The organism is Clostridium phoceensis (assembly GCF_001244495.1).
Taxonomy (GTDB): Bacteria; Bacillota; Clostridia; order Oscillospirales; family Oscillospiraceae; genus Lawsonibacter; species Lawsonibacter asaccharolyticus.
In genome coordinates this window covers 685,219-703,717 of the sequence record NZ_LN866274.1, presented here as the reverse complement: position 1 = coordinate 703,717, position 18,499 = coordinate 685,219, and the positions used below count along the sequence as shown (strand labels likewise).

Annotated in this window: 18 protein-coding genes; 5 read left to right on the top strand and 13 right to left on the bottom strand. The window is 65.2% G+C overall.

The window, feature by feature from the left end:
• Positions 1-272, top strand: a 272-nt coding sequence (locus BN1969_RS04105; protein ID WP_050623142.1) for a hypothetical protein, incomplete at its 5' end; no start/stop codon positions are given.
• A gap of 61 nt (positions 273-333) precedes the next feature.
• On the opposite strand, the gene BN1969_RS04100 is transcribed toward BN1969_RS04105, so the two are convergent.
• The 3 genes from BN1969_RS04100 to BN1969_RS18835 form a co-directional block, all read right to left on the bottom strand.
• Positions 334-1,620 carry a peptidylprolyl isomerase gene (locus BN1969_RS04100; RefSeq protein ID WP_187120326.1) on the bottom strand — a complete coding sequence of 429 codons (1,287 nt, stop codon included), beginning with the start codon at positions 1,618-1,620 and terminating at the stop codon, positions 334-336.
• Positions 1,621-1,760: 140 nt separating this feature from the next.
• Positions 1,761-5,258 (bottom strand): transcription-repair coupling factor, encoded by a 3,498-nt coding sequence (gene mfd / locus BN1969_RS04095; protein ID WP_050625384.1) that lies wholly within the window; start codon positions 5,256-5,258, stop codon positions 1,761-1,763.
• Between the two features lie 495 nt (positions 5,259-5,753).
• Positions 5,754-5,975, bottom strand: coding sequence for a helix-turn-helix domain-containing protein (locus tag BN1969_RS18835; protein ID WP_050623140.1), 222 nt, complete (start codon positions 5,973-5,975; stop codon positions 5,754-5,756).
• Between the two features lie 85 nt (positions 5,976-6,060).
• Between BN1969_RS18835 and BN1969_RS04085 the strand changes: the two genes are divergently transcribed.
• Complete coding sequence (locus BN1969_RS04085; protein WP_050623139.1) at positions 6,061-6,315, top strand: hypothetical protein; 255 nt, start codon at positions 6,061-6,063, stop codon at positions 6,313-6,315.
• Here BN1969_RS04085 and pth read toward each other — a convergent pair.
• From pth to proC, 6 genes are all read right to left on the bottom strand, one after another.
• Positions 6,305-6,898: an aminoacyl-tRNA hydrolase gene (gene pth / locus BN1969_RS04080; protein WP_050623138.1), complete on the bottom strand. Its 594-nt coding sequence runs from the start codon at positions 6,896-6,898 to the stop codon at positions 6,305-6,307. The two genes, BN1969_RS04085 and pth, sit on opposite strands and share 11 nt — an antisense overlap.
• A gap of 84 nt (positions 6,899-6,982) precedes the next feature.
• Entirely contained in the window at positions 6,983-7,966 is a 984-nt protein-coding gene (locus BN1969_RS04075) for a ribose-phosphate diphosphokinase (RefSeq protein WP_050623137.1), read from the bottom strand.
• 330 nt (positions 7,967-8,296) lie between these two features.
• Entirely contained in the window at positions 8,297-8,806 is a 510-nt protein-coding gene (locus BN1969_RS04070; protein ID WP_050623136.1) for an HD domain-containing protein, read from the bottom strand.
• 195 nt (positions 8,807-9,001) lie between these two features.
• Positions 9,002-10,258: a glutamate-5-semialdehyde dehydrogenase gene (locus BN1969_RS04065; RefSeq protein ID WP_050623135.1), complete on the bottom strand. Its 1,257-nt coding sequence runs from the start codon at positions 10,256-10,258 to the stop codon at positions 9,002-9,004.
• A gap of 39 nt (positions 10,259-10,297) precedes the next feature.
• Complete coding sequence (gene proB / locus BN1969_RS04060; RefSeq protein ID WP_050623134.1) at positions 10,298-11,068, bottom strand: glutamate 5-kinase; 771 nt, start codon at positions 11,066-11,068, stop codon at positions 10,298-10,300.
• A gap of 77 nt (positions 11,069-11,145) precedes the next feature.
• Complete coding sequence (gene proC, locus BN1969_RS04055; protein WP_050623133.1) at positions 11,146-11,952, bottom strand: pyrroline-5-carboxylate reductase; 807 nt, start codon at positions 11,950-11,952, stop codon at positions 11,146-11,148.
• Positions 11,953-12,200: 248 nt separating this feature from the next.
• Between proC and BN1969_RS04050 the strand changes: the two genes are divergently transcribed.
• Genes BN1969_RS04050 through BN1969_RS04040 form a run of 3 tightly spaced genes read left to right on the top strand, consistent with a single transcriptional unit; the run spans position 12,201 to position 15,344 of the window.
• Entirely contained in the window at positions 12,201-12,569 is a 369-nt protein-coding gene (locus BN1969_RS04050) for a GntR family transcriptional regulator (protein ID WP_050623132.1), read from the top strand.
• Entirely contained in the window at positions 12,566-13,468 is a 903-nt protein-coding gene (locus BN1969_RS04045) for an ABC transporter ATP-binding protein (RefSeq protein WP_050623131.1), read from the top strand. Before BN1969_RS04050 ends, BN1969_RS04045 begins: the two co-directional genes overlap by 4 nt.
• Entirely contained in the window at positions 13,443-15,344 is a 1,902-nt protein-coding gene (locus tag BN1969_RS04040; protein ID WP_050623130.1) for a hypothetical protein, read from the top strand. The genes BN1969_RS04045 and BN1969_RS04040 overlap by 26 nt, the downstream gene beginning before the upstream one ends.
• 64 nt (positions 15,345-15,408) lie before the next feature.
• Here BN1969_RS04040 and BN1969_RS04035 read toward each other — a convergent pair whose 3' ends face one another.
• The 4 genes from BN1969_RS04035 to BN1969_RS04025 all read right to left on the bottom strand — a co-directional run bounded on the left by BN1969_RS04035 (position 15,409) and on the right by BN1969_RS04025 (position 18,468).
• Positions 15,409-16,668, bottom strand: a complete 1,260-nt coding sequence (locus tag BN1969_RS04035; protein ID WP_050623129.1) for a redoxin domain-containing protein — start codon at positions 16,666-16,668, stop codon at positions 15,409-15,411.
• Positions 16,669-16,704: 36 nt separating this feature from the next.
• On the bottom strand, positions 16,705-17,139 hold the full coding sequence (locus tag BN1969_RS04030) for an RrF2 family transcriptional regulator (protein ID WP_050623128.1): 435 nt from the start codon (positions 17,137-17,139) through the stop codon (positions 16,705-16,707).
• 70 nt (positions 17,140-17,209) lie between these two features.
• The gene (locus tag BN1969_RS18830; RefSeq protein ID WP_272867220.1) at positions 17,210-17,338 is read right to left on the bottom strand and encodes a hypothetical protein; all 129 of its coding nucleotides are present in this window, start codon (positions 17,336-17,338) and stop codon (positions 17,210-17,212) included.
• 41 nt (positions 17,339-17,379) lie between these two features.
• Positions 17,380-18,468, bottom strand: a complete 1,089-nt coding sequence (locus BN1969_RS04025; protein WP_050623127.1) for a PTS sugar transporter subunit IIC — start codon at positions 18,466-18,468, stop codon at positions 17,380-17,382.
• Positions 18,469-18,499: the final 31 nt, after the last annotated feature.

The window sequence follows — 18,499 nt, the reverse complement described above, 5'->3', positions numbered from 1 at the left end:
CCGCCCGCCACGCCGGAGAGACGGGCCGTGACTTCTCCCCCGCCCTGCTCCGGGCCCGCACGGTGGTCACCGTCCTCTCCACCGCCGCCTCCGTCCTGTTTTACCTGGGGGTGGACAGCTCCGGCCCCCTGAGTTCCTTCTCCATCGCGCTGACCCTGTTCCTGCTGGTGGTGCTGGTGGTCCAGATCCTATGCACCACCGTTCTCCTGTTTCGCTTCTCCTCCGCTCTCCGGCGGGCAGGCCCCGTTTTGCCGGAGGGCCCCGGTATATAAAAACCTCCGCCCTGCCCCCACATGGGGGCAGGGCGGAGGTTTTTCTACGCTGTGAAGGGTCTCAGTTCTGCGCGCTGCCGCTGGCGGCGGGGGCGCTGGCGGAGGCGGAGGTCCCGGCGGAGGCGGAGGCGTCCTCCTGGGCGCTCAGCTCCTCCATCCGGGTGCTCACCGCCTGCCGCAGGGCGGTGACCGTCTCATAGAAGGCGGGCACGTCCAGCTGGTCAAAGGCATCGTTGGTAACGATCTCATGCTCATCCAGCCAGCCCTGCTGGAGCTGGGTCATCTTCTCCTGCACAAAGTCCGCCTGATAGTCGGCCGGCTCCACCTCCAGGGGAAGGCGCAGGATGATGTGGTAGCCGTAATCGCTCTCCACGATGTCACTGATCTCGCCGGGCTCCAGGGCCAGGGACGCCTCCTCGAACTCGGGGACCATCTGACCTGCCTCCACGGCCTGATAGCCGTCCGGGTTGGTGGCCAGTCCGGTGTCCTCGCTGTAATCGTTCATCAGCTGGTCGAACAGGGCGGCGGGGTCGCTGCTCTCCCGCAGCTGGCGGAGCAGATCCTCCGCCTGAGCCTTCTTCTCCGCCGCGGCAGCCTCGTCCAGGGGCTCTCCGGTCTCCGGGTCCTGGGTCAGCAGCAGGATGTGCTTGACGGAGTACAGCTTCCGGTCGTTCTGGATGTAGGAGAGCAGGTCGGCGTCGGTGGGCTTCATGGTGCCGTTCTCTCCAAAATACTTATCCTGAAGCTGGCCGTTCAGGTCCTCGCTCTCACACAGCTGGGTGTAGAGCTCAGGAGTCAGGGGATACTGCCACAGGTACATGGCCATCACGTCCTCGCCCCCCATGGCCTCAGTCATAGTGGCCAGCTGATCGGCAAAGGTGTCCTGGAAGTCCTGGGACAGGGTCACGCCCTCCCCCTCCGCTATCCCGGGGATCAGGGCGTACAGGGCCGCAGTCCTCAGCGCGTTGTCCAAAGTCCCCTGGGTCAGGGTGACGCCGGAGGCGTCCTCCGTATCCCAGGGCAGCTCGGTGATGCCGAAATAGGTGCTGTAATAACTGAGCATGCTGTCGGCGCTGTACGCCACCCAGTACAGCAGCTCAGCGGCGGTGATGTCCACATCTCCCACCTGGGCCACCACAGTGTCACCCGGGATGCCGGCGGTGGTGAGGAACACATCCGTGACGGCGTCCAGGTCCACGGTGATCGGTTCACTGCTGGAGGTGCTCCCGGCGGCACTGGAAGAAGCGCCGCTCCCGGAGCTCCCGCCGTCCTTACCGCAGGCGGTCAGGGAAAAGGCCAGGATCAGGGCCGCGAGGGTCAGGGCCCCCGCCCGTTTCATCGATCTCATAAGAGCAGTTCCTTTCTGTTTTATCCAATTCAGATCTGTTCCGGTCCACAGGGCCGGATACAGTTTGATATCATACCACATCTGTCTTCCGGTTTCAATGGAGAAGGGAAAAACTCCCCACTCTGAAATGCGGGGCGGCTTCAGCCCTCTGCCCCCGCGAAGTCGTCCACCACCTGCCGTGCGGCCCGCAGGGCGTCCTCCCCCTTTTTCAGCCGGAAGGTAAAGCGGGGCACCTCCCCCGGAGTGAGCAGCAGCCGGTTCTGATACCGGTCCATGGCGCACAGGGCGGAAAACTGCTCCAGACTGAACCGGGCCAGGGTAAAGACCAGCTGCCCCTGCTTCTGGGCGATGTCGGTGATCCCGGCCTCCGCCGCCGCGGCGCGGAGCAGGGCCACGGAGATCAGGTTGTTCACCGTGCGGGGGGGCTCGCCATACCGGTCGATGAGCTCATCCACCAGGTCGTCCGCCTCCGCCTCGCTGCGGATGGCGGCGATGCGGCGGTACAGGTCCATCCGCTGCTCCGGGGAGGGGACGTACCGGTCGGGCACCGACGCCGCCACGCTCAGGTCGGCGGCACATTCGGTCTTGGGAGGCACCGGCTGGCCCTGCTCCTGAAGCACCGCTTCCTCCAGCAGCTTCAAGTACATGTCGTAGCCTACCGACAACAGGAAGCCGCTCTGCTCCGGCCCCAGCACGTTGCCCGCACCCCGGATCTCCAGGTCCCGCATGGCGATCTTGAAGCCGGAGCCGAACTCGGCGAACTCCCGGATGGCGCTCAGCCGCTTGGCGGCCACCTCGGTGAGCACCTTGCCCCGGCGGTAGGTGAGGTAGGCGTAGGCCCGGCGGCTGGACCGCCCTACCCGGCCCCGGATCTGGTGGAGCTGGGCCAGGCCCAGGCGGTCGGCGTCCTCGATGATGAGGGTGTTGGCGTTGGGCAGGTCGATGCCCGTCTCGATGATGGTGGTGCACACCAGCACGTTCAGCTCCCCGTCGGTCATCCGGCTCATCACCTCGTCGATGGCCTCCTGGGTCATCTTGCCGTGGGCCACCCCCACCGCCGCATCCTCCCCCAGCATGGCCTGGATGCGGCTGGCGGTGCGGTCGATGGTCTCCACCCGGTTGTGGAGGTAGTACACCTGCCCGCCCCGCTCCAGCTCCCGGCGCATGGCGTCCCCCAGCACCCCCCAGTCGTGCTCCAGCACATAGGTCTGCACCGGCTGGCGGTCGGCGGGGGGCTCCTCCAGGGTGGACATGTCCCGGATGCCGCTGAGGGCCATGTTCAGCGTCCGGGGGATGGGGGTGGCGGACAGGGTCAGCACATCCACCTGACGGAAGTTCTCCTTCAGCTTCTCCTTGTGCTGGACGCCGAAGCGCTGCTCCTCGTCCACCACCAGCAGACCCAGGTCCTTGAAGCGCACGTCCCGGTTGAACAGGCGGTGGGTGCCGATGAGGATGTCCACCTCACCGCTCTCCACCCGCCGCAGGGTCTCCTTCATCTGGGCGCTGGTGCGGAAGCGGGAGACCACATCGATGGTCACCGGATATTTGGCAAAGCGCCGCAGGGCGTTGAGAAAATGCTGCCGGGCGAGCACCGTGGTGGGCACCAGCACAGCGGCCTGCTTGCCGTCCAGCACGCATTTCATGACGGCCCGGAAGGCCACCTCCGTCTTTCCGTAGCCCACGTCGCCGCACAGCAGCCGGTCCATGGGTACCGGGCGCTCCATGTCCCGCTTGATCTCCTCCACGCAGCGCAGCTGGTCCTCCGTCTCTGCGTACTCGAACTCCTCCTCGAATTCCCGCTGCCAGGGGGAGTCGGGAGAGAAGGCGAAGCCGGGCTGCCGCTGCCGCTGGGCATAGAGCTGGATCAGGCCCTTGGCCAGATCCTTCACCGCCTTTTTGGCCTTGCTCTTGGCCTTCTCCCAGTCGGTGCCCCCCAGGCGGGAGAGCTTTTTGGTCTCCGCCGCGTCCTCGCCCCCGCCGATGTACTTGCTCACCAGGTCCAGCTGGGTGGCGGGGACATAGAGCACATCGGAGCCGGCGTAGGCGATCTTCACATAGTCCTTCTCCACCCCGTCGGCAGGCAGCTTCACCATCCCCATGTAGCGGCCCACACCGTGATGCTCGTGGACCACCAGGTCCCCGGGGGACAGGTCGGCATAGGACTTCAGCTTCTCCCGGTTGGTGGCCGCCTTCCGGGGCCGGGGCTTTTTCAGTGCCGCCCCCTGTCCCTCGGTGAGTACCGCCAGACGGGCCTCCGGGTACTCCATCCCGGCGGACAGGCCGCCCACCGAGACCAGGGTCTCCCCTGGCCCAGGGAGGGTCTGGGGCTGGAACTCCACCGCCGCCCGGAGGCCCTGCTCCCGCAGCAGCATCTGGAGATTCAGGGCCCTCTGTTCGCTGGACACCAGCACCAGGGTGCCCAGGCCGGAGCGCTGGTAGTGGTCCAGGTCGGAGACCGCCGTCTCCAGGCTGGCGCCAAAGGAGGGCAGCTGCTTGGCCGTCACCGACAGCAGGCAGCCGGGGGGCACCGGATAAGCCGACAGAGTGAAGGAGTCCAGATAGGCCGTCGGCCAGTCGGACAGCCGGACGTTGAGCTCCGGGAAGGTGCGGGACAGTACGGCGCAGGAGCCGTCCAGCTCCCCCCGCTCCATCAGGGACTTGGCATCCTCCTCCAGCTGCCACTGGTAGGTCTTGGCCCGCTCCCCCACCCGGCTGCTCTCAGAAAAGAGCACACAGGCGTCCGGCGGCAGGTAGTCGGCCGCCGTGGCCAGCTGGGGATAGATCAGCGCCAGATAGCGGTCCGTGGCGGGGAAGCTCCGCCCCTGCTCCAGCGCCTCCCGGTCCTGCCGCAGAGTCTGGGCCAGCTCATGCCGCCCCGCCTTCTCCGCCCCTGCGGCCAGCTTCTCCAGCCGGGCTGCCAGCCCCGCCGTCCCTCCGGGCGCCAGATGGGGCAGCGCCTCCGCCGCCGGCAGCAGCACCGCCCGCTCCACGTTCTCCGTCCGGCGCTGGGTGGCGGGGTCGAACAGCCCCATAGCATCCAGCTCGTCTCCGAAGAACTCCGCCCGCACGGGCTGCTCCATCCCTGGGGAGTAGACATCCAAGATCCCGCCCCGCAGGGCAAACTGTCCCACGCCTTCCACCTGGTCGCACCGGCTGTACCCGGCGGCGGTCAGTGTCTCAGCCAGCTGGTTCAGGTCATAGCTCCCCCCGGTCCGCAGCTCCGCCCAGGCCCGGTCCAGCTCCTCCGGGGGCAGGGTCCGCTGAAGCAGTCCCTCCACCGCCGCCACCAGCAGGGGCACCTCCCCCGCCGCCATGGCCCGCATCAGGGCCAGCCGCCGGTGCTCCCACTGGCGGGAGACAGTGGCCGCGTTGTGAAAGATGTAGGACCGGGGGGCGAGCACCGGCACCCGCTGCCCCGTCAGGGACTCCAGATCCCGGGCCAGCCGCTCCCCTTCCCCCTCGTCGGCGCACACCAGCACCACCGGCCGGCCGGTGCGGGCGTAGACCCCGGCAGCAAAGTGGGCCCGGTGGACCGCCGACAGCCCGGACAGGGCCACAGGACAGCGGCCGCTGTCCATGGCGGCCAGCAGCTGGCCGAACTCCGGCACATTGTTCAAGATGTCGTTCAAAAGTTTCATAGCGGCCACCAAATAGAAAAATATGGAAATTACAAGCGCGACAAAGCCCCCCGTTCCCGACTTTAGGGAGGGGGTCATTTTCCAACAGTATATCGCCTTTTCTCCGGTCCGTCAAGGAAATTCCCGGGGATTTCCGCCCCCGGTCTCCATTCAGGGGGGGGCCCGGGCCCCCTACGGGATGCCTTCGGTCTCTGCGTAGGGGCGCGCTTTGCGCGCCCGCCGGCCGCCCCGCAGGGCGGAACCCTTTGGGGGCCATCCTGCGGCTGGGATGGGGGGAGGAAGACCCCTCATCCGTCACGGCATGCGCCGCGACACCTTCCCCCCGGCGGGGGGAAGGCTTTGGGGGCGGCGCTGGAAGCCGCCCCTACGGGATGCCTTCGGCCTTTGCACGCCCCTGCGGCACGTCACAGGTCCGGGAATGGCAGGCAGGGCCCGCCTCCTGTGTAAAGGCCGGAACCAAAACAGCGGGGAAGACCTCTGTCTCCCCCGCCCGGGTCAGCGGTTGATCTCCCGGTTCTCCGTCCGCCCCAGAAGATAGTCCACCGACACGCCGAAATAGTCCGCCACTTTCATCAGCTTTGGAATCGGCAAATTGCTGCCTCCGGCTTCAATCAACTGATAATGCCGGACCTGGCATCCTAGGAAATCCGCCATTCCCTGCTGAGTTTTTCCGGCCTCATTGCGCAATATTTTCAAGCGCGCGCCTAAAATCTCCATTTTTTTGCCCTTTCCTCTTGACGGATATAATATCCCACGATATAATATAACGTAACAAGTCCCGAACACGAAAGGAGCGCCTAGTATGTATGACCTGATCTCCATCCTTCTGGACTATGTGGAGGCCCTTCCCCCCACCCCGGACATGGACCGGGTATCCGAAGAGAGCTTTCCCTTCCTACAGCGGCTGTATCAGCTGACAGGCGAGGACGAGGCGGACCGCATCTGGGGCGCGGCCATGGAGGTGGGCGCCTCCGAGGGCCGGCAGATGCTCCTCACCGGGCTGGCCCTGGGCCTGGAGCTGGGACAGGAGCTGGACCAGCTCTCCCTCAGCCGTTGAACCGGCTCATCCCCCGGTCGATGCCCTCGGCCAGGATGCACTCCACTGCGTCGGCGGCCCGCTTCACCGCCTGGTCGATGGCCTTTTCGTCCTCCCCCTGGAACTTGCCCAGCACCCAGTCCGCCATATCATAATCCGGGTGGGGCTTCTCCCCCACCCCCACCCGCAGCCGGGGAAACTGGTCTGTCCCCAAGTGGAGGATGATGTTTTTCAGGCCGTTATGACCCCCGGCCGAGCCCCCCCTGCGGATACGCAGACGGCCCACAGCCAGGGCGGTGTCGTCAGAGACCACCAGCACGTGGTCCGGCGCCACCTTATAGAAGTCCACCGCCTGGCGCACCGCCTCCCCGGACAGGTTCATGAAGGTGACGGGCTTCATCACCAGCACCTTCTGGCCGGAGATGGTGAACACGTTGGTCAGCGCCTTATATTTCAGCCTCTGGATGGGGGCGTGCTGGCGCTCGCCCAGCTCGTCAGCTACCATGAAGCCCACATTGTGCCGGGTGTTTTCGTATTTCTCCCCCGGGTTGCCCAGGCAGACCAGGACCCAGTCCACCCCGCCGGTTCCATTTCCAAACAGCATATCGGTCTCCTCAAACAGTCTGAAGAGGGGCGGGTATTGGCTACCCGCCCCCTGTTTTCGCGCCCTTCCGGTCCCCGCTCTCTCTTACAGGAACAGCGGGGAGACGGAGGTCTCCATATAGATGTGGCTGATGGCCTCCGCGAACATGTGGGCCACCGAGATGTACTTGATCTTGTCGCACTTGACGCCGGGCTTGGCCGGGATGGTATCCAGGAAGATGACCTCGTCCAGCACGCTGCTGTTGATGCGGTCGATGGCCGGACCAGAGAGGACGCCGTGGCTGGCGCAGGCGGTCACATCCTGGGCGCCGCCGATCTCCATCAGGGCCTGAGCCGCGTGGCACAGGGAGCCGCCCGTATCCACCATATCGTCCAGCAGGATGACGTGCTTGCCCCGCACGTCGCCGATGATATTCATGACCTCGGAGGAGTTGGCCTTCTGGCGGCGCTTGTCCACGATGGCCAGGGGCATGTTCAGCTTCTGGGCAAAGGCCCGGGCCCGGGACACCGACCCCACATCGGGGGAGACCACCATGGTGTCGTCATGGCAGTCCGCGTACTTCTTGGTGAAGTGGTCCACAAAGATGGGGGAGCCCAGCAGGTTGTCCACCGGGATGTCGAAGAAGCCCTGGATCTGGTTGGCGTGCAGGTCCATGGTCAGCACCCGGTCTGCGCCGGCCTCCGCGATCAGGTTGGCCACCAGCTTGGCTGAGATGGGGTCTCGGGGCTTGGTCTTGCGGTCCTGGCGGGCGTAGCCGAAGTAGGGGATCACAGCGGTGATCCGGCCGGCGGAGGCCCGGCGCAGGGCGTCGATCATAATGAGCAGCTCCATCAGCGCATCGTTGACGGAACCGCTCTTGTCGTCCTTGCGGAAGGAGCAGGTGGACTGCACCACAAAGACGTCGGAGCCGCGGACGGTCTCATAGATAGAGGCGAAATTCTCCCCGTCGGAGAAGGCTCCCACCTCGGAGTCGCCCAGAGGGATGCCCAGCTCCTGACAGATGTTCTGGGCCAGCTTGGGGTTGGAGTTTCCGGTGAATACCTTGATATCCTTCCCGTGTGCGATCATAAACAACTTCCTTCCTTACGTGGACCGCCGGTACCTGGCCGGGTCGGTCACCAAATCTGCTTGCTCTCTGTTCCTCTATTGTGACGGCAGTGCCGATCAGCACGGACATGCGTGGGGCTTCTCCATCAAACTGCACAAATCCGGAACGTTATGCGGATATCCCCAACCATTATAGCATAATAGCAAGAAATTTTCCTGGGTTCAAGAGAATTTTTCGAGAAATTTTCGAAATTTTTCCGAAATTTTTTATTCCAGTCTCTCTTTTCCTGAAAATGTCTAAAAATGCCCCGGCAGCAGACGCTGCCGGGGCATGAGGAGGTGCGGAGCAGATCAGGCCGCGTCGGCCTGGGGGGAACCCGCCAGGGGGACCACGCCCAGCTTCTCCCGCAGGCGGCCTGGGTGATAGATGTGGGAGAGCTCCAGCCCCGCGCAGAAGGTATCCACCAGGTCCACCAGCAGGGCCTCCAGGGACCGGGGCAGTGCCCCGCCCAGGGGCCACATGTGGGACAGGATAATGTTGCGCTCCTTATCGGAGAGCTTGGTCACCTGCTCGGCATTCCGGGCTGCGGCCCTGGGGTGGTCGAAGCACTGGCTGCCGGGGTGGGCGGACTTGTCCCGGGGGTCATAGAGGTACAGGTCGTGGAGCAGGCCCCCGCGGGCGGCGGCCCGTTCATCCAGACGCAGCCACCGGGCTGCCCGGAAGGACAGGTAGGCCACGAACAGGGAGTGGTCCAGGGTGGTGATCCGGCCGTGGTGCTGCCAGCGGCCCATCATCCGCACCGGCTCGCTTTCCAGGAGCTCTCCCGTCAGGCGGCAGAACTCCAGCAGATGCTTGTGCATCGGATATCAGTCCTTTCATGGGTATTTTCCTCCCTTTCACCCAGTTGGGAAAAGGGGGGCGGAAATGGGATGCCGCGGCGGGCGGTTCTGGGCCGTCCCCGCGATATCTGGCTCACGGCTCTGATGAGAGTGTCGCTCTGCTCCCATCATACCCGGAGACCGCGCATTTGTCAGCTGGAAAAGAGAGGGGGCGCCTCAGCGGATCTGTCCCCCGCCCCGGATCACGAACTTGAAGCTGCACAGCTCGGCCAGCCCCAGGGGGCCCCGGGCGTGGAGCTTCTGGGTGGAGATGCCCATCTCGCAGCCCAGGCCAAACTCCCCCCCGTCGGTGAAGCGGGTGGAGGCGTTCCAGTACACCGCCGCTGAGTCCACCGCCGCCAGGAAGCGCCGGGCCGCCTCCCCGTCCTCTGTCACGATGGCCTCCGAGTGGCCGGTGGAGTGGGCTGCGATGTGGCGGATGGCCTCCTCCGTCCCGTCCACCACCCGGACAGCCAGGATATAGTCCAAAAACTCGGTGTCGAAGTCCTCCGGACCCGCGGGCGTGCCGGGGATGATCCCGGCCGCCGTCCCGTCCAGGCGCAGCTCCACCGGCCGCTCCCCCCGGGCTGCCCTGGCATCCGTCAGCCGCTCCCGCATCCGGGGCAGAAAGACCGGGGCCGCCTCCCGGTGGACCAGGCACACCTCGGCGGCGTTGCACACGCTGGGCCGGCTGCACTTGGCGTTCTCCAGGATGTCCAGCGCCATGTCCAGGTCCGCCGCCCGGTCCACATAGACGTGGCAGATGCCGGTGCCCGTCTCGATGACGGGGACGGTGGCATTGTCCACACAGGCCCGGATCAGCCCCGCGCCCCCCCGGGGGATGAGCAGGTCCACGTATCCGCTGGCGGTCATCAGCTCGTGTGCGGAGGCCCGGGTGGTGTCCTCCACCAGACACAGGGCCTCCTGGGGCAGTCCGGCCCGGGAGAGGCCCCGGCACAGGGCGGAGACGATGGCCGCGGCGGAGCGGTGGGCCTCCTTCCCGCAGCGGAGCACACAGGCGGAGCCCGCCTTCAGGGCCAGGGCTGCGGCGTCGCTGGTGACATTGGGCCGGCTCTCATAGATGATGGCGATGACTCCCATTGGGACGGCGGTCTTCTCGATCACCAGCCCGTTGGGCCGCTCCACCCGGCTGAGGACAGCCCCCACCGGGTCAGGGAGGGCCGCCACCTCCCGGATCCCCTTCGCCATGCCGGCGATCCGGTCCGGGCTGAGGGCCAGCCGGTCCAGCATCACCTCGGAGATGCGGCCCCGGGCCCCCTCCAGATCCAGGGCGTTGGCCGCCAGGATGGGGGCCGTGTCCGCCTCCAGCTCCTCCGCCATGGCCAGCAGGGCCCGGTCCTTGGTCTGTGTATCCGCCAGAGCCATGGCCCCTCTGGCCTGTCTGGCACGCGCAAGCAGTTCTTGTGTGGTCATCCCTTCCGCCTCCTTGTGGTCCTTCGCCTTTGAGCCCCGTCAGGCCCGCCGGCCCAGGAACCGGGTCCCCACCTGCTTCCCCTCCACGATATCATAGAGCAGCTGGGGCTGGTCCCCGTTGGTGATGATCATGTCGCAGCCCTGGCCGGTCACCATGCGGGCGGCCCGCAGCTTGGTGGCCATGCCCCCCGTGCCCAGGCCGGAGCCAGCCCCGCCGGCCAGCGCCTCGATGTCGGCAGTGATCTCCTCCACCACCGGGATCAGCCGGGCACCCGGGTCCTTGCGGGGATCTGCGGTGTAGAGCCCCTGGATATCGCTGAGCAGGACCAGCAGGTCCGCTTTCACTGTGCAGGCCACCACGGCCCCCAGGGTATCGTTGTCCCCTACCTTGATCTCAGCGGTGGCCACGGTGTCGTTCTCGTTGATGATCGGCAGGGCGCCCAGCTCCAGCAGGCGGAAGATGGTGTTCTGGAAGTTCTCCCTCCGGTCGCTGTGGTCGATGTCCTCCCCAGTGAGGAGGATCTGGGCCACAGTGTGGTTGTATTGGGTGAACAGCCGGTCGTAGGTGTACATCAGCTCGCACTGTCCCACGGCGGCGGCCGCCTGCTTGCCGGGCATGTCAGTGGGCCGGCAGGGCAGATTCAGCTTGCCCACCCCCATGCCGATGGCGCCGGAGGACACCAGGATGATCTGGTGTCCTGCATTCTTCAGGTCGGAGAGCACCTTGACCAGCTCCTCCACATGGCGGATGTTCAGCCGCCCCGTGGCATGCGCCAGAGTGGAGGTGCCCACCTTGACCACGATCTTCATAGCATCAAACCCCTTTATTCAGCTCGGGAGCCGGAGGACAGGGCCGTTCCCCTGTCCTCCCTGGCTCCGCCTGCCCCTTATTTTTTCCCCAATTCCTGCGTCTTTTCATAGGCGGCCAGCACCGCGTCCATGGCGGCGGCCCGCAGACCGCCCTTTTCCAGCGCCCGCACCCCTTGGATGGTGCTGCCCCCGGGGGAGCACACCGCGTCCTTCAGGGCACCGGGGTGAGCGCCGGTCTCCAGCACCATCCGGGCCGACCCGGCCAGCATCTGGGCGGCGTAGGCCAGCGCCTTGTCCCGGGGCAGGCCGCAGGCCACCCCGCCGTCCGCCAGGGCCTCCAGGAACAGGTAGGCAAAAGCGGGGCCGCAGCCGGACACGCAGCTGGCTGCGTCTATCAGCCCCTCAGGCACCTGATCCACCAGCCCGGCGGGGGCCATCAGGTTTCGGAAGGAGGCCATATCCTCCTCCGTGGTCCCCAGGCCGCAGAACTGGAGCACCCCCTCGCCGATGGCCGCGGGGGTGTTGGGCATCACCCGGATCACCGGGCAGTCCACCCCCGCCATCTCCCGGATCCGGGCACAGGTCAGGCCGGCGGCCATGGTCACCAGCACAAAGCAGTCCTCCCGCTCCTTCAGCACAGGGGTAAGAGAGGCCAGCATCTCCCCCATCACCTGGGGCTTCACTCCCAGAAAGATCAGCCGGCAGGCGCGGGCAACCTCTTCATTGGTACCTGCGGCGCAGCCCAGCTCTTCGGCCAGGGCTTCCGCCTTGGCGGGGGTGCGGTTGGCCAGCAGCACCTGCTGGGGGGGCACAGTTTTACAGACGGCCCGGGCCAGAGCAGCGCCCATGTTCCCCGTTCCGATAAATCCGACAGTCGCAGTCATGTGTGGGAGCCTCCTTCTTCTGATGCTCTTTTCGCCTATACTATATCACGGCCGCTCGCCTTTTTCAAACGGAAACAGATTAAGAAATGGTAAATCTTCTCCCTTTTTGCGTGGAGATCTGACGGTCCTCTCTCCCCCTGAGATAAATCCTAAGAAAATCTTAAGGATTTCTTGCTTGATTTTTCGGTCCCGTCCGCATAGACTAACTGTACTAATACAGTGAATACAGTTTGAAGGGAGGCGGCAGTATGCTGAATCTGGACTACCGGGATGCCCGGCCCATCTACGAGCAGGTGCGGGACAATCTGCGCCGGCTGATGGTGAGCGGCGCCATCCAGGAGGGGGAAAAGCTCCCCTCTGTGCGGTCCCTGGCCAGCAATCTTGCCATCAACCCCAACACCATCCAGCGGGCCTATGAGTCCCTGGAGGCGGAGGGCTATGTCTATTCTATCCCTGGGAAGGGCAGCTTCGCGGCCCCCCGCACCGGGGTGGATGAGGAGCGGCGGGACCGGCTGCTGGGGCAGTTCGACAGTCTGACAGCCGAGCTGCTGTACCTGGGGGTCACGCGGGATCGGCTGATCGCCCGCATCCGGGAAAAAGGGGGAGAGGTCCAATGATCAAGGTAAACAACGTCGTCAAGACCTTCGACGGCTTCCGCGCCCTGGATGGGCTCACCATGGAGGTGGAGAAGGGCTCCATCTATGGGCTGGTGGGCCCTAACGGCGCGGGAAAGTCCACCATCCTGCGGCACATCACCGGCATCTACCGCCCCGACTCGGGCACCATCACGGTGGACGGGGCGCCGGTGTACGAAAATCCGGCGGTGAAGTCCCGGGTGGCCTTTATCCCCGACGACCTGTACTACTTTCTGTCCGCCTCCACCCGGGACATGATGAAGTTTTACCGGGGGCTGTATCCCGCCTTTGATGACAAGCGCTATCAGGTGCTGAAGGAGGCCTTCCCGGCAGTAGACGAGAAACAGCCCATCCGCCGCCTGTCCAAGGGGATGCAGAAGCAGTCCGCCTTTTGGCTGGCTCTGTGCTGCAACCCCGACCTGCTGGTCTTGGACGAGCCGGTAGACGGCCTGGACCCGGTGATGCGGCGTCAGGTCTGGTCCCTGCTCATGGGGGACGTGGCCCAGCGGGGGACCACGGTGCTGGTCTCCTCCCACAATCTGCGGGAACTGGAAGACGTGTGCGACCACGTGGGCATCCTCAGCCGGGGCAAGGTGCTCCTGCAGCGCTCCCTCACCGATCTTCAGGACAACGTGGTCAAGATGCAGATCGTATTTCAGGAGCCGGAGATGCCCAAGCTGCCGGAGGACCTGGACCTGCTCCATGTCACCCAGGTGGGCCGCATCCACACCCTGATCGTCCGGGGCAGCTCCGACGTCATCAAAAGCCGGCTCGCCGCGTTCCAGCCCATCCTGATGGAGGCCCTGCCTCTGACGCTGGAGGAGATCTTTATCTATGAACTGGGAGGTGAGGACTATGCGGTCCGTGACATCATGCTTTAATTCCACCCTCTACCGCAAAAACCTCAGCCGCTTCTGGCCCATCTGGGCCCTGTACTCGGTGATCTGGCTGTTTGCCCTGCCCCTCAATCTGCTCACCACGATCCAGCGGGGGCAGAACTGGGCTCTGGAGGACCTTGCGCACAGCCTGGACTATTTTTCCCGGGTCTCGGTGGGCTACTCCCTGAACTTGGGCACGGTGCTGGCCGTCATCTTTGGCCTGCTGGCCGCTATGGCGGTGTTCAGCTATCTGGATGCCAGCCGCTCCGCCTGCATGATGCACGCCCTGCCCCTGCGGCGGGAGGCTCTGTTTTTCACCAACTATCTGTCCGGGCTCAGCTTCCTGCTGCTGCCCAACGCCGCCATCTTTGGCCTCACCCTGGCCGGCGAGGCTGTGGGGAACTGTCTGGATCTGAAGGCGCTGGCCATATGGCTGCTGGTCCAGTCCGCCTCCTGCCTCTTCTTCTACTCCTTTGCCGTCTTCTGTGCCATGTTCACCGGCCATCTGCTGGCTCTGCCTGTCTTCTACGGGGTGCTGAACTGCCTGGCGGCTATCATCAGCACGCTGATGGACTCGGTGCTCTACCTGTTTCTCTACGGCTACAACGGCCTGAGCGGCACCACCCAGCAGGCTGTGGCCTGGCTCACCCCTCTGGAGAAACTGGGCGGTGCTGTATCCTGGACCCAGGCTGCGGACAGCGGGGCCTATCAGCTTGCCCAGCCCGCCGTGGTGGCGGTCTACGCCGGTGTGGGGGTGGCCTTGTCTGCGGCCGCCCTGTTGATCTACCGCGCCCGCCAGATGGAGTCGGCGGGAGACGTGGTCTCCGTGCGGGTGGTCCGCCCCATCTTCAAGTACGGGGTGGCCGTCTGCGCCGGTCTCTCCGGCGGCACCTTTACCTACTATGTGCTGTTCGGAGACGGCCAGCTCTCCCTGGTGCTGTCCATCCTCTTCTGGGCTGCAGTGGGCTATTTTCTGGCGGAGATGCTGCTGCGCAAGTCCTTCCGCGTCTTCTCCGCCTGGCCGGGCTGCCTGGTCCTGCTGGCGCTGCTCTCCGCCCTGTTCCTGTGCATCCGGCTGGATCTCACCGGCTATCAGGACTACGTCCCCGCCTCCGGCGAGGTGAGCCAGGTGACTGTGGATCTGGAGGGCAGCACCTATCCCAGCGACGGCTTCGGCGGGAGCGTCCAGATCACCGACCCGGAGCAGGTCGCCCAGATCACCGCCCTCCACCAGGCCATCGTAGCTGCCCGCTCCAGGGAGGATAGCATCTATGACGACTCCTTCTACATCTCCCTCTCCTACACCCTGTCCAACGGACAGAGCATCCGCCGCTACTACCACGGCGTTCCGCTGTACCGGGCGGAGCAGGGGATGGAGGGCACCGTCACATGGGCTCTGGATCAGCTGGTCTCTGACCGGAGCTTCGTCCGGGCCGGCTATGGACTTGACCAGTCCGCGGACTGGAGCCTGACGGAGGCGTACGTCTACGATCTCTGGGACATCCAGACCCAGAGCCACGAGTCTGCCTCCCTCTCCGCCGCCCAGGCGGAGCAGCTGTGGCAGGCCGTGCTGACCGATTTCGACGCGGGCACCATCGGCACCCGCTACCTTTTTGAGGACCAGGACCGCCGGGAGAACACCTGTGAGGCTGACCTGGACTTCAGCTTCTACCTGACGGAGCAGGACAGCATGGTGCACCGGGGCGGCTCCGTGGCCATCACCCTCACCCCCCAGGCCTCCCACACCCTGGCCGTTCTGGAGGAGCTGGGCGTTCTCACCGACACCCGCATCGCCCGCACCCATGCCCAAGCCGATCGCTGGTACGCCATGACGGATGGAGCTGAGGATACTTCTTCCCTCTACACCACCTCCCCCTGATGGACCCACACAGTCAAACATGCCCCGCCCGCTCCCATTGGAGCGGGCGGGGCATGTTTCTTTTTTATGGCTGGGCCTCCATGGTCTGTTCCACGATATCCCTCATGATCTCCCCTGTCATGGCGCTCTCCACATAGCCGTAGAGATTGCCCTCCCCGTCGATCATCCAGGTGGTGGGGTAGGCCCGGATGCCGTACTGATAGGTGAGCTGGTACTCCGTGTCCATCACTGTGGGGAAGGTATAGCCGTTCTCTTCCAGGAAGATGGCGATCTCCTCCTGGGTCCCCTCCTGCCCCAGCCCAGGGGCGGCCACTCCCAGTACCACCAGGTCCCCCTGGTTCCCGCCATACTCCTCATACAGCGCCTGGATATCCGGCATTTCCCCCCGGCAGGGGCCGCACCAGGTGGCCCAGAAATTGAGAAAAATGGTCTTGCCCTTGTAATCGGACAGACTGTGCTCCTCCCCGTACTGGTCCACCAGGGTAAAGTCAGGGGCAGGGACCACCGGCGGCTCCGACGCACCGTTGTCTGCATCTGTGGAGGCGGACGGCTCCTCCCCGCTGCCGACGCTCTGACTCTGAGGCACGGCGGAGCCGGTCTGGGACAGATATTCGGTGAAGCCGTTCATAAAGCCGGTAAAGGTCATCACCCCCATCAGGATCAGCAGAGCCGCCCCCGCCTTCCCCGTCCAGCGCACCACCTGCTGGTGCCGCTTGAAGAAGGACAGCACCCCGCCGGTGAACAGCCCCACCGCTAGGAAGGGCAGCACAAAGCCCAGGGTGTACACCCCGATGAGCAGCGCCGCTGCCGGGGCCGAAGCCGAGGATGAGGCCATCAGGAGCACGCTCCCCAGCACCGGCCCTACACAGGGGGTCCAAGCGAAACTGAAGGTAAAGCCCAGGACCAGGGCCACCAGCGGCCCCATGGTCCGGCCGCCCAGCCGGAAGGGCAGCCTGTGCTCCCGCTCCAGCGCCATGGAATGTCCAAACACCCCCAGCTGGTACAGCCCGAACAGCACCATGATAATGCCGCTGATCCGGGCAAACCACAGCCGGTTATCGCTGAAAAACTGCCCCAAAGCGGTGAAGCCGAAGCCCAGCAGGAAAAAGGTGGCGCTGATCCCCAGCACAAAAAACAGGGTGTTCCACATCACCCGCCCCCTGGGGTAGCGGATGGTGCCGTCCGCCTCCACCGTCTTGGCCCCGCCTGCCAGATAGCCCACATATAAGGGGACCAGAGGCAGGACGCAGGGGGAGAAGAAGCTGAGAATGCCCTGTATGAAAACCGTCAGCGCCGGAACGCTGATCTCCAGATCAAACCCCATAAAAAACCTCCATTTGCACTGTTCTCTGCGGCGGGATCATCCGCCGCCGGGGCAGGGTCCGCCGGAGAGCTTCCGGTCCACCTGTTCCACTGTGATCTCCTCCAGCCGGGCCATGCACCGGCCGTCCAGGTCATCAAAAAGGGCATCCATCACCTGAGCCATGCCGGTGGCCACCAGACACTTCACCTCCTGGCTGCCGCTGTGCCAGGAGGTGGAGACGAAGCGCACCTCCAGCGCCCGGGCCACCTGGGCCAGGGACACCTCCCCCGCCCCCTTGGCAAAGCGGTAGCCTCCGCCGGAGCTGCCCTCCTTGGTCTCCACCAGGCCGTCCTTTTTCATACGGGCGAGCACCTTCCGCACCCGGGCGGGGTTAGTGCAGATGTTCCGGGCCAGCTCCTCGCTGGACAGGACGCACCCTCTTCGGTTGAGATAGACCAGAGCGTGGACCGCCACGCAGAAATCGCTGTTCATAACGGTTCTCCTCCCAGGGAGCTGTTTTCTGTAACTTTATCAGATACAGAAAAGGCTGTCAAGAGGGTGTCTATCCCGCCATCAGGGACAGGCCCTGCCAATCCTGCCGCCAGCAGCACACCCGGCCCATCACCAGGAAACTGGCCAGGGACCTGCGGAGCAGGCGGTCGCCAGGGACGGACAGGCGGCCGGCACGCAAGCGTGCCGGCCGCCCAAACGGTCCTGCAAATCTCCCCCGGCTCACTCCAGGGTCAGGTCCCCCTCCCGGATCCAGCCGATCCGACGGAAAAACAGCCCGAACAGCCAAGCGAGGACGGCGGGCAGTACAAAGCAGATCAGCGCCATGGCCAGCCAGTCCATGCCGGTGATGGCAGCCTTGGCCCCCGTGGCCACATCGTTCACCCAGCCGGCATAGACCCCGATGGGGCCCACCATACCGCAGGTCCCCATTCCAGCCGCCACACCCCCGGCGGGGTCATTCATCTCAAACTGGAACACACAGGTGGCCAGGGGGCCGGTGACCGCGGAGGCGAGGATGGCGGGGAGCCAGATCCGGGGATTGCGGACGATGTTGCCCATCTGGAGCATGGAGGTGCCCAGCCCCTGGGAGATCAGGCCGCTCCAGCGGTTCTCCCGGAAGGACAGGACGGCGAAGCCCACCATGTTGGCGCAGCACCCCGCCACTGCGGCCCCGCCGGCCAGGCCGGTCAGCCCGATGGCGGCGCAGATGGCGGCAGAGGAGATGGGCAGGGTCAGGGCCACGCCGATGACCACCGACACCAGGATGCCCATCCAGAAGGGCTGGAGCACAGTGGCCCACTTGACGAAGTCCCCCACCGCGGAGGCCGCCGTGCCGATGGCCGGGGCCCACCAGGCCGACAGGGCCCCCCCCGCCAGGATGGTCACCAGAGGGGTGACCAGGATGTCGATCTTGGTCTCCTTAGACACCGCCTTGCCCAGCTCCGCGGCGATGACCGCGATAAACAGCACCGCCAGAGGGCCTCCGGCGCCGCTGCCCCCGGACAGGGTGACGCTGCCCAGGGCATTGGCCGCATAGCCCACCGTGACCAGGGAAAAGAGGACCAGCGGGGGGGCCTTCAGGGCGTAGCCGATGGCCACCGCCATAGCCGCCCCGCTCATGGCCGAGGCGTATCCCCCCACTTCGATGAGGAACTCCATCCCCAGCTGCTGGCCCAGCGTCTTGACGATGGTGCCGATGAGCAGGGAGCAGAACAGGCCCTGGGCCATGGCCCCCAGGGCGTCGATGCCGTACCGCTTGGCCGAGATCTCAATGTTTTTGCGCTTTAAAAACGCGCGGAGCTTTTCCATTTCTCTCACCTTTTTTCGTGATAGTCCCGCA

What these genes read in the sequence shown, in the direction of transcription:
- proB (WP_050623134.1), bottom strand. Translation starts at nt 11,068, where the DNA reads ATGAAGATCGTGGTCAAGGTGGGCACCTCCACTCTGGCGCATGCCACG.
- BN1969_RS04050 (WP_050623132.1), top strand. Translation starts at nt 12,201, where the DNA reads ATGCTGAATCTGGACTACCGGGATGCCCGGCCCATCTACGAGCAGGTG.
- proC (WP_050623133.1), bottom strand. Translation starts at nt 11,952, where the DNA reads ATGACTGCGACTGTCGGATTTATCGGAACGGGGAACATGGGCGCTGCT.
- mfd (WP_050625384.1), bottom strand. Translation starts at nt 5,258, where the DNA reads ATGAAACTTTTGAACGACATCTTGAACAATGTGCCGGAGTTCGGCCAG.
- BN1969_RS04045 (WP_050623131.1), top strand. Translation starts at nt 12,566, where the DNA reads ATGATCAAGGTAAACAACGTCGTCAAGACCTTCGACGGCTTCCGCGCC.
- BN1969_RS04025 (WP_050623127.1), bottom strand. Translation starts at nt 18,468, where the DNA reads ATGGAAAAGCTCCGCGCGTTTTTAAAGCGCAAAAACATTGAGATCTCG.
- BN1969_RS04075 (WP_050623137.1), bottom strand. Translation starts at nt 7,966, where the DNA reads ATGATCGCACACGGGAAGGATATCAAGGTATTCACCGGAAACTCCAAC.
- BN1969_RS04035 (WP_050623129.1), bottom strand. Translation starts at nt 16,668, where the DNA reads ATGGGGTTTGATCTGGAGATCAGCGTTCCGGCGCTGACGGTTTTCATA.
- BN1969_RS04065 (WP_050623135.1), bottom strand. Translation starts at nt 10,258, where the DNA reads ATGACCACACAAGAACTGCTTGCGCGTGCCAGACAGGCCAGAGGGGCC.
- BN1969_RS04070 (WP_050623136.1), bottom strand. Translation starts at nt 8,806, where the DNA reads ATGCACAAGCATCTGCTGGAGTTCTGCCGCCTGACGGGAGAGCTCCTG.
- BN1969_RS04100 (WP_187120326.1), bottom strand. Translation starts at nt 1,620, where the DNA reads ATGAGATCGATGAAACGGGCGGGGGCCCTGACCCTCGCGGCCCTGATC.
- BN1969_RS04085 (WP_050623139.1), top strand. Translation starts at nt 6,061, where the DNA reads ATGTATGACCTGATCTCCATCCTTCTGGACTATGTGGAGGCCCTTCCC.
- BN1969_RS04030 (WP_050623128.1), bottom strand. Translation starts at nt 17,139, where the DNA reads ATGAACAGCGATTTCTGCGTGGCGGTCCACGCTCTGGTCTATCTCAAC.
- BN1969_RS18835 (WP_050623140.1), bottom strand. Translation starts at nt 5,975, where the DNA reads ATGGAGATTTTAGGCGCGCGCTTGAAAATATTGCGCAATGAGGCCGGA.
- BN1969_RS04040 (WP_050623130.1), top strand. Translation starts at nt 13,443, where the DNA reads ATGCGGTCCGTGACATCATGCTTTAATTCCACCCTCTACCGCAAAAAC.
- pth (WP_050623138.1), bottom strand. Translation starts at nt 6,898, where the DNA reads ATGCTGTTTGGAAATGGAACCGGCGGGGTGGACTGGGTCCTGGTCTGC.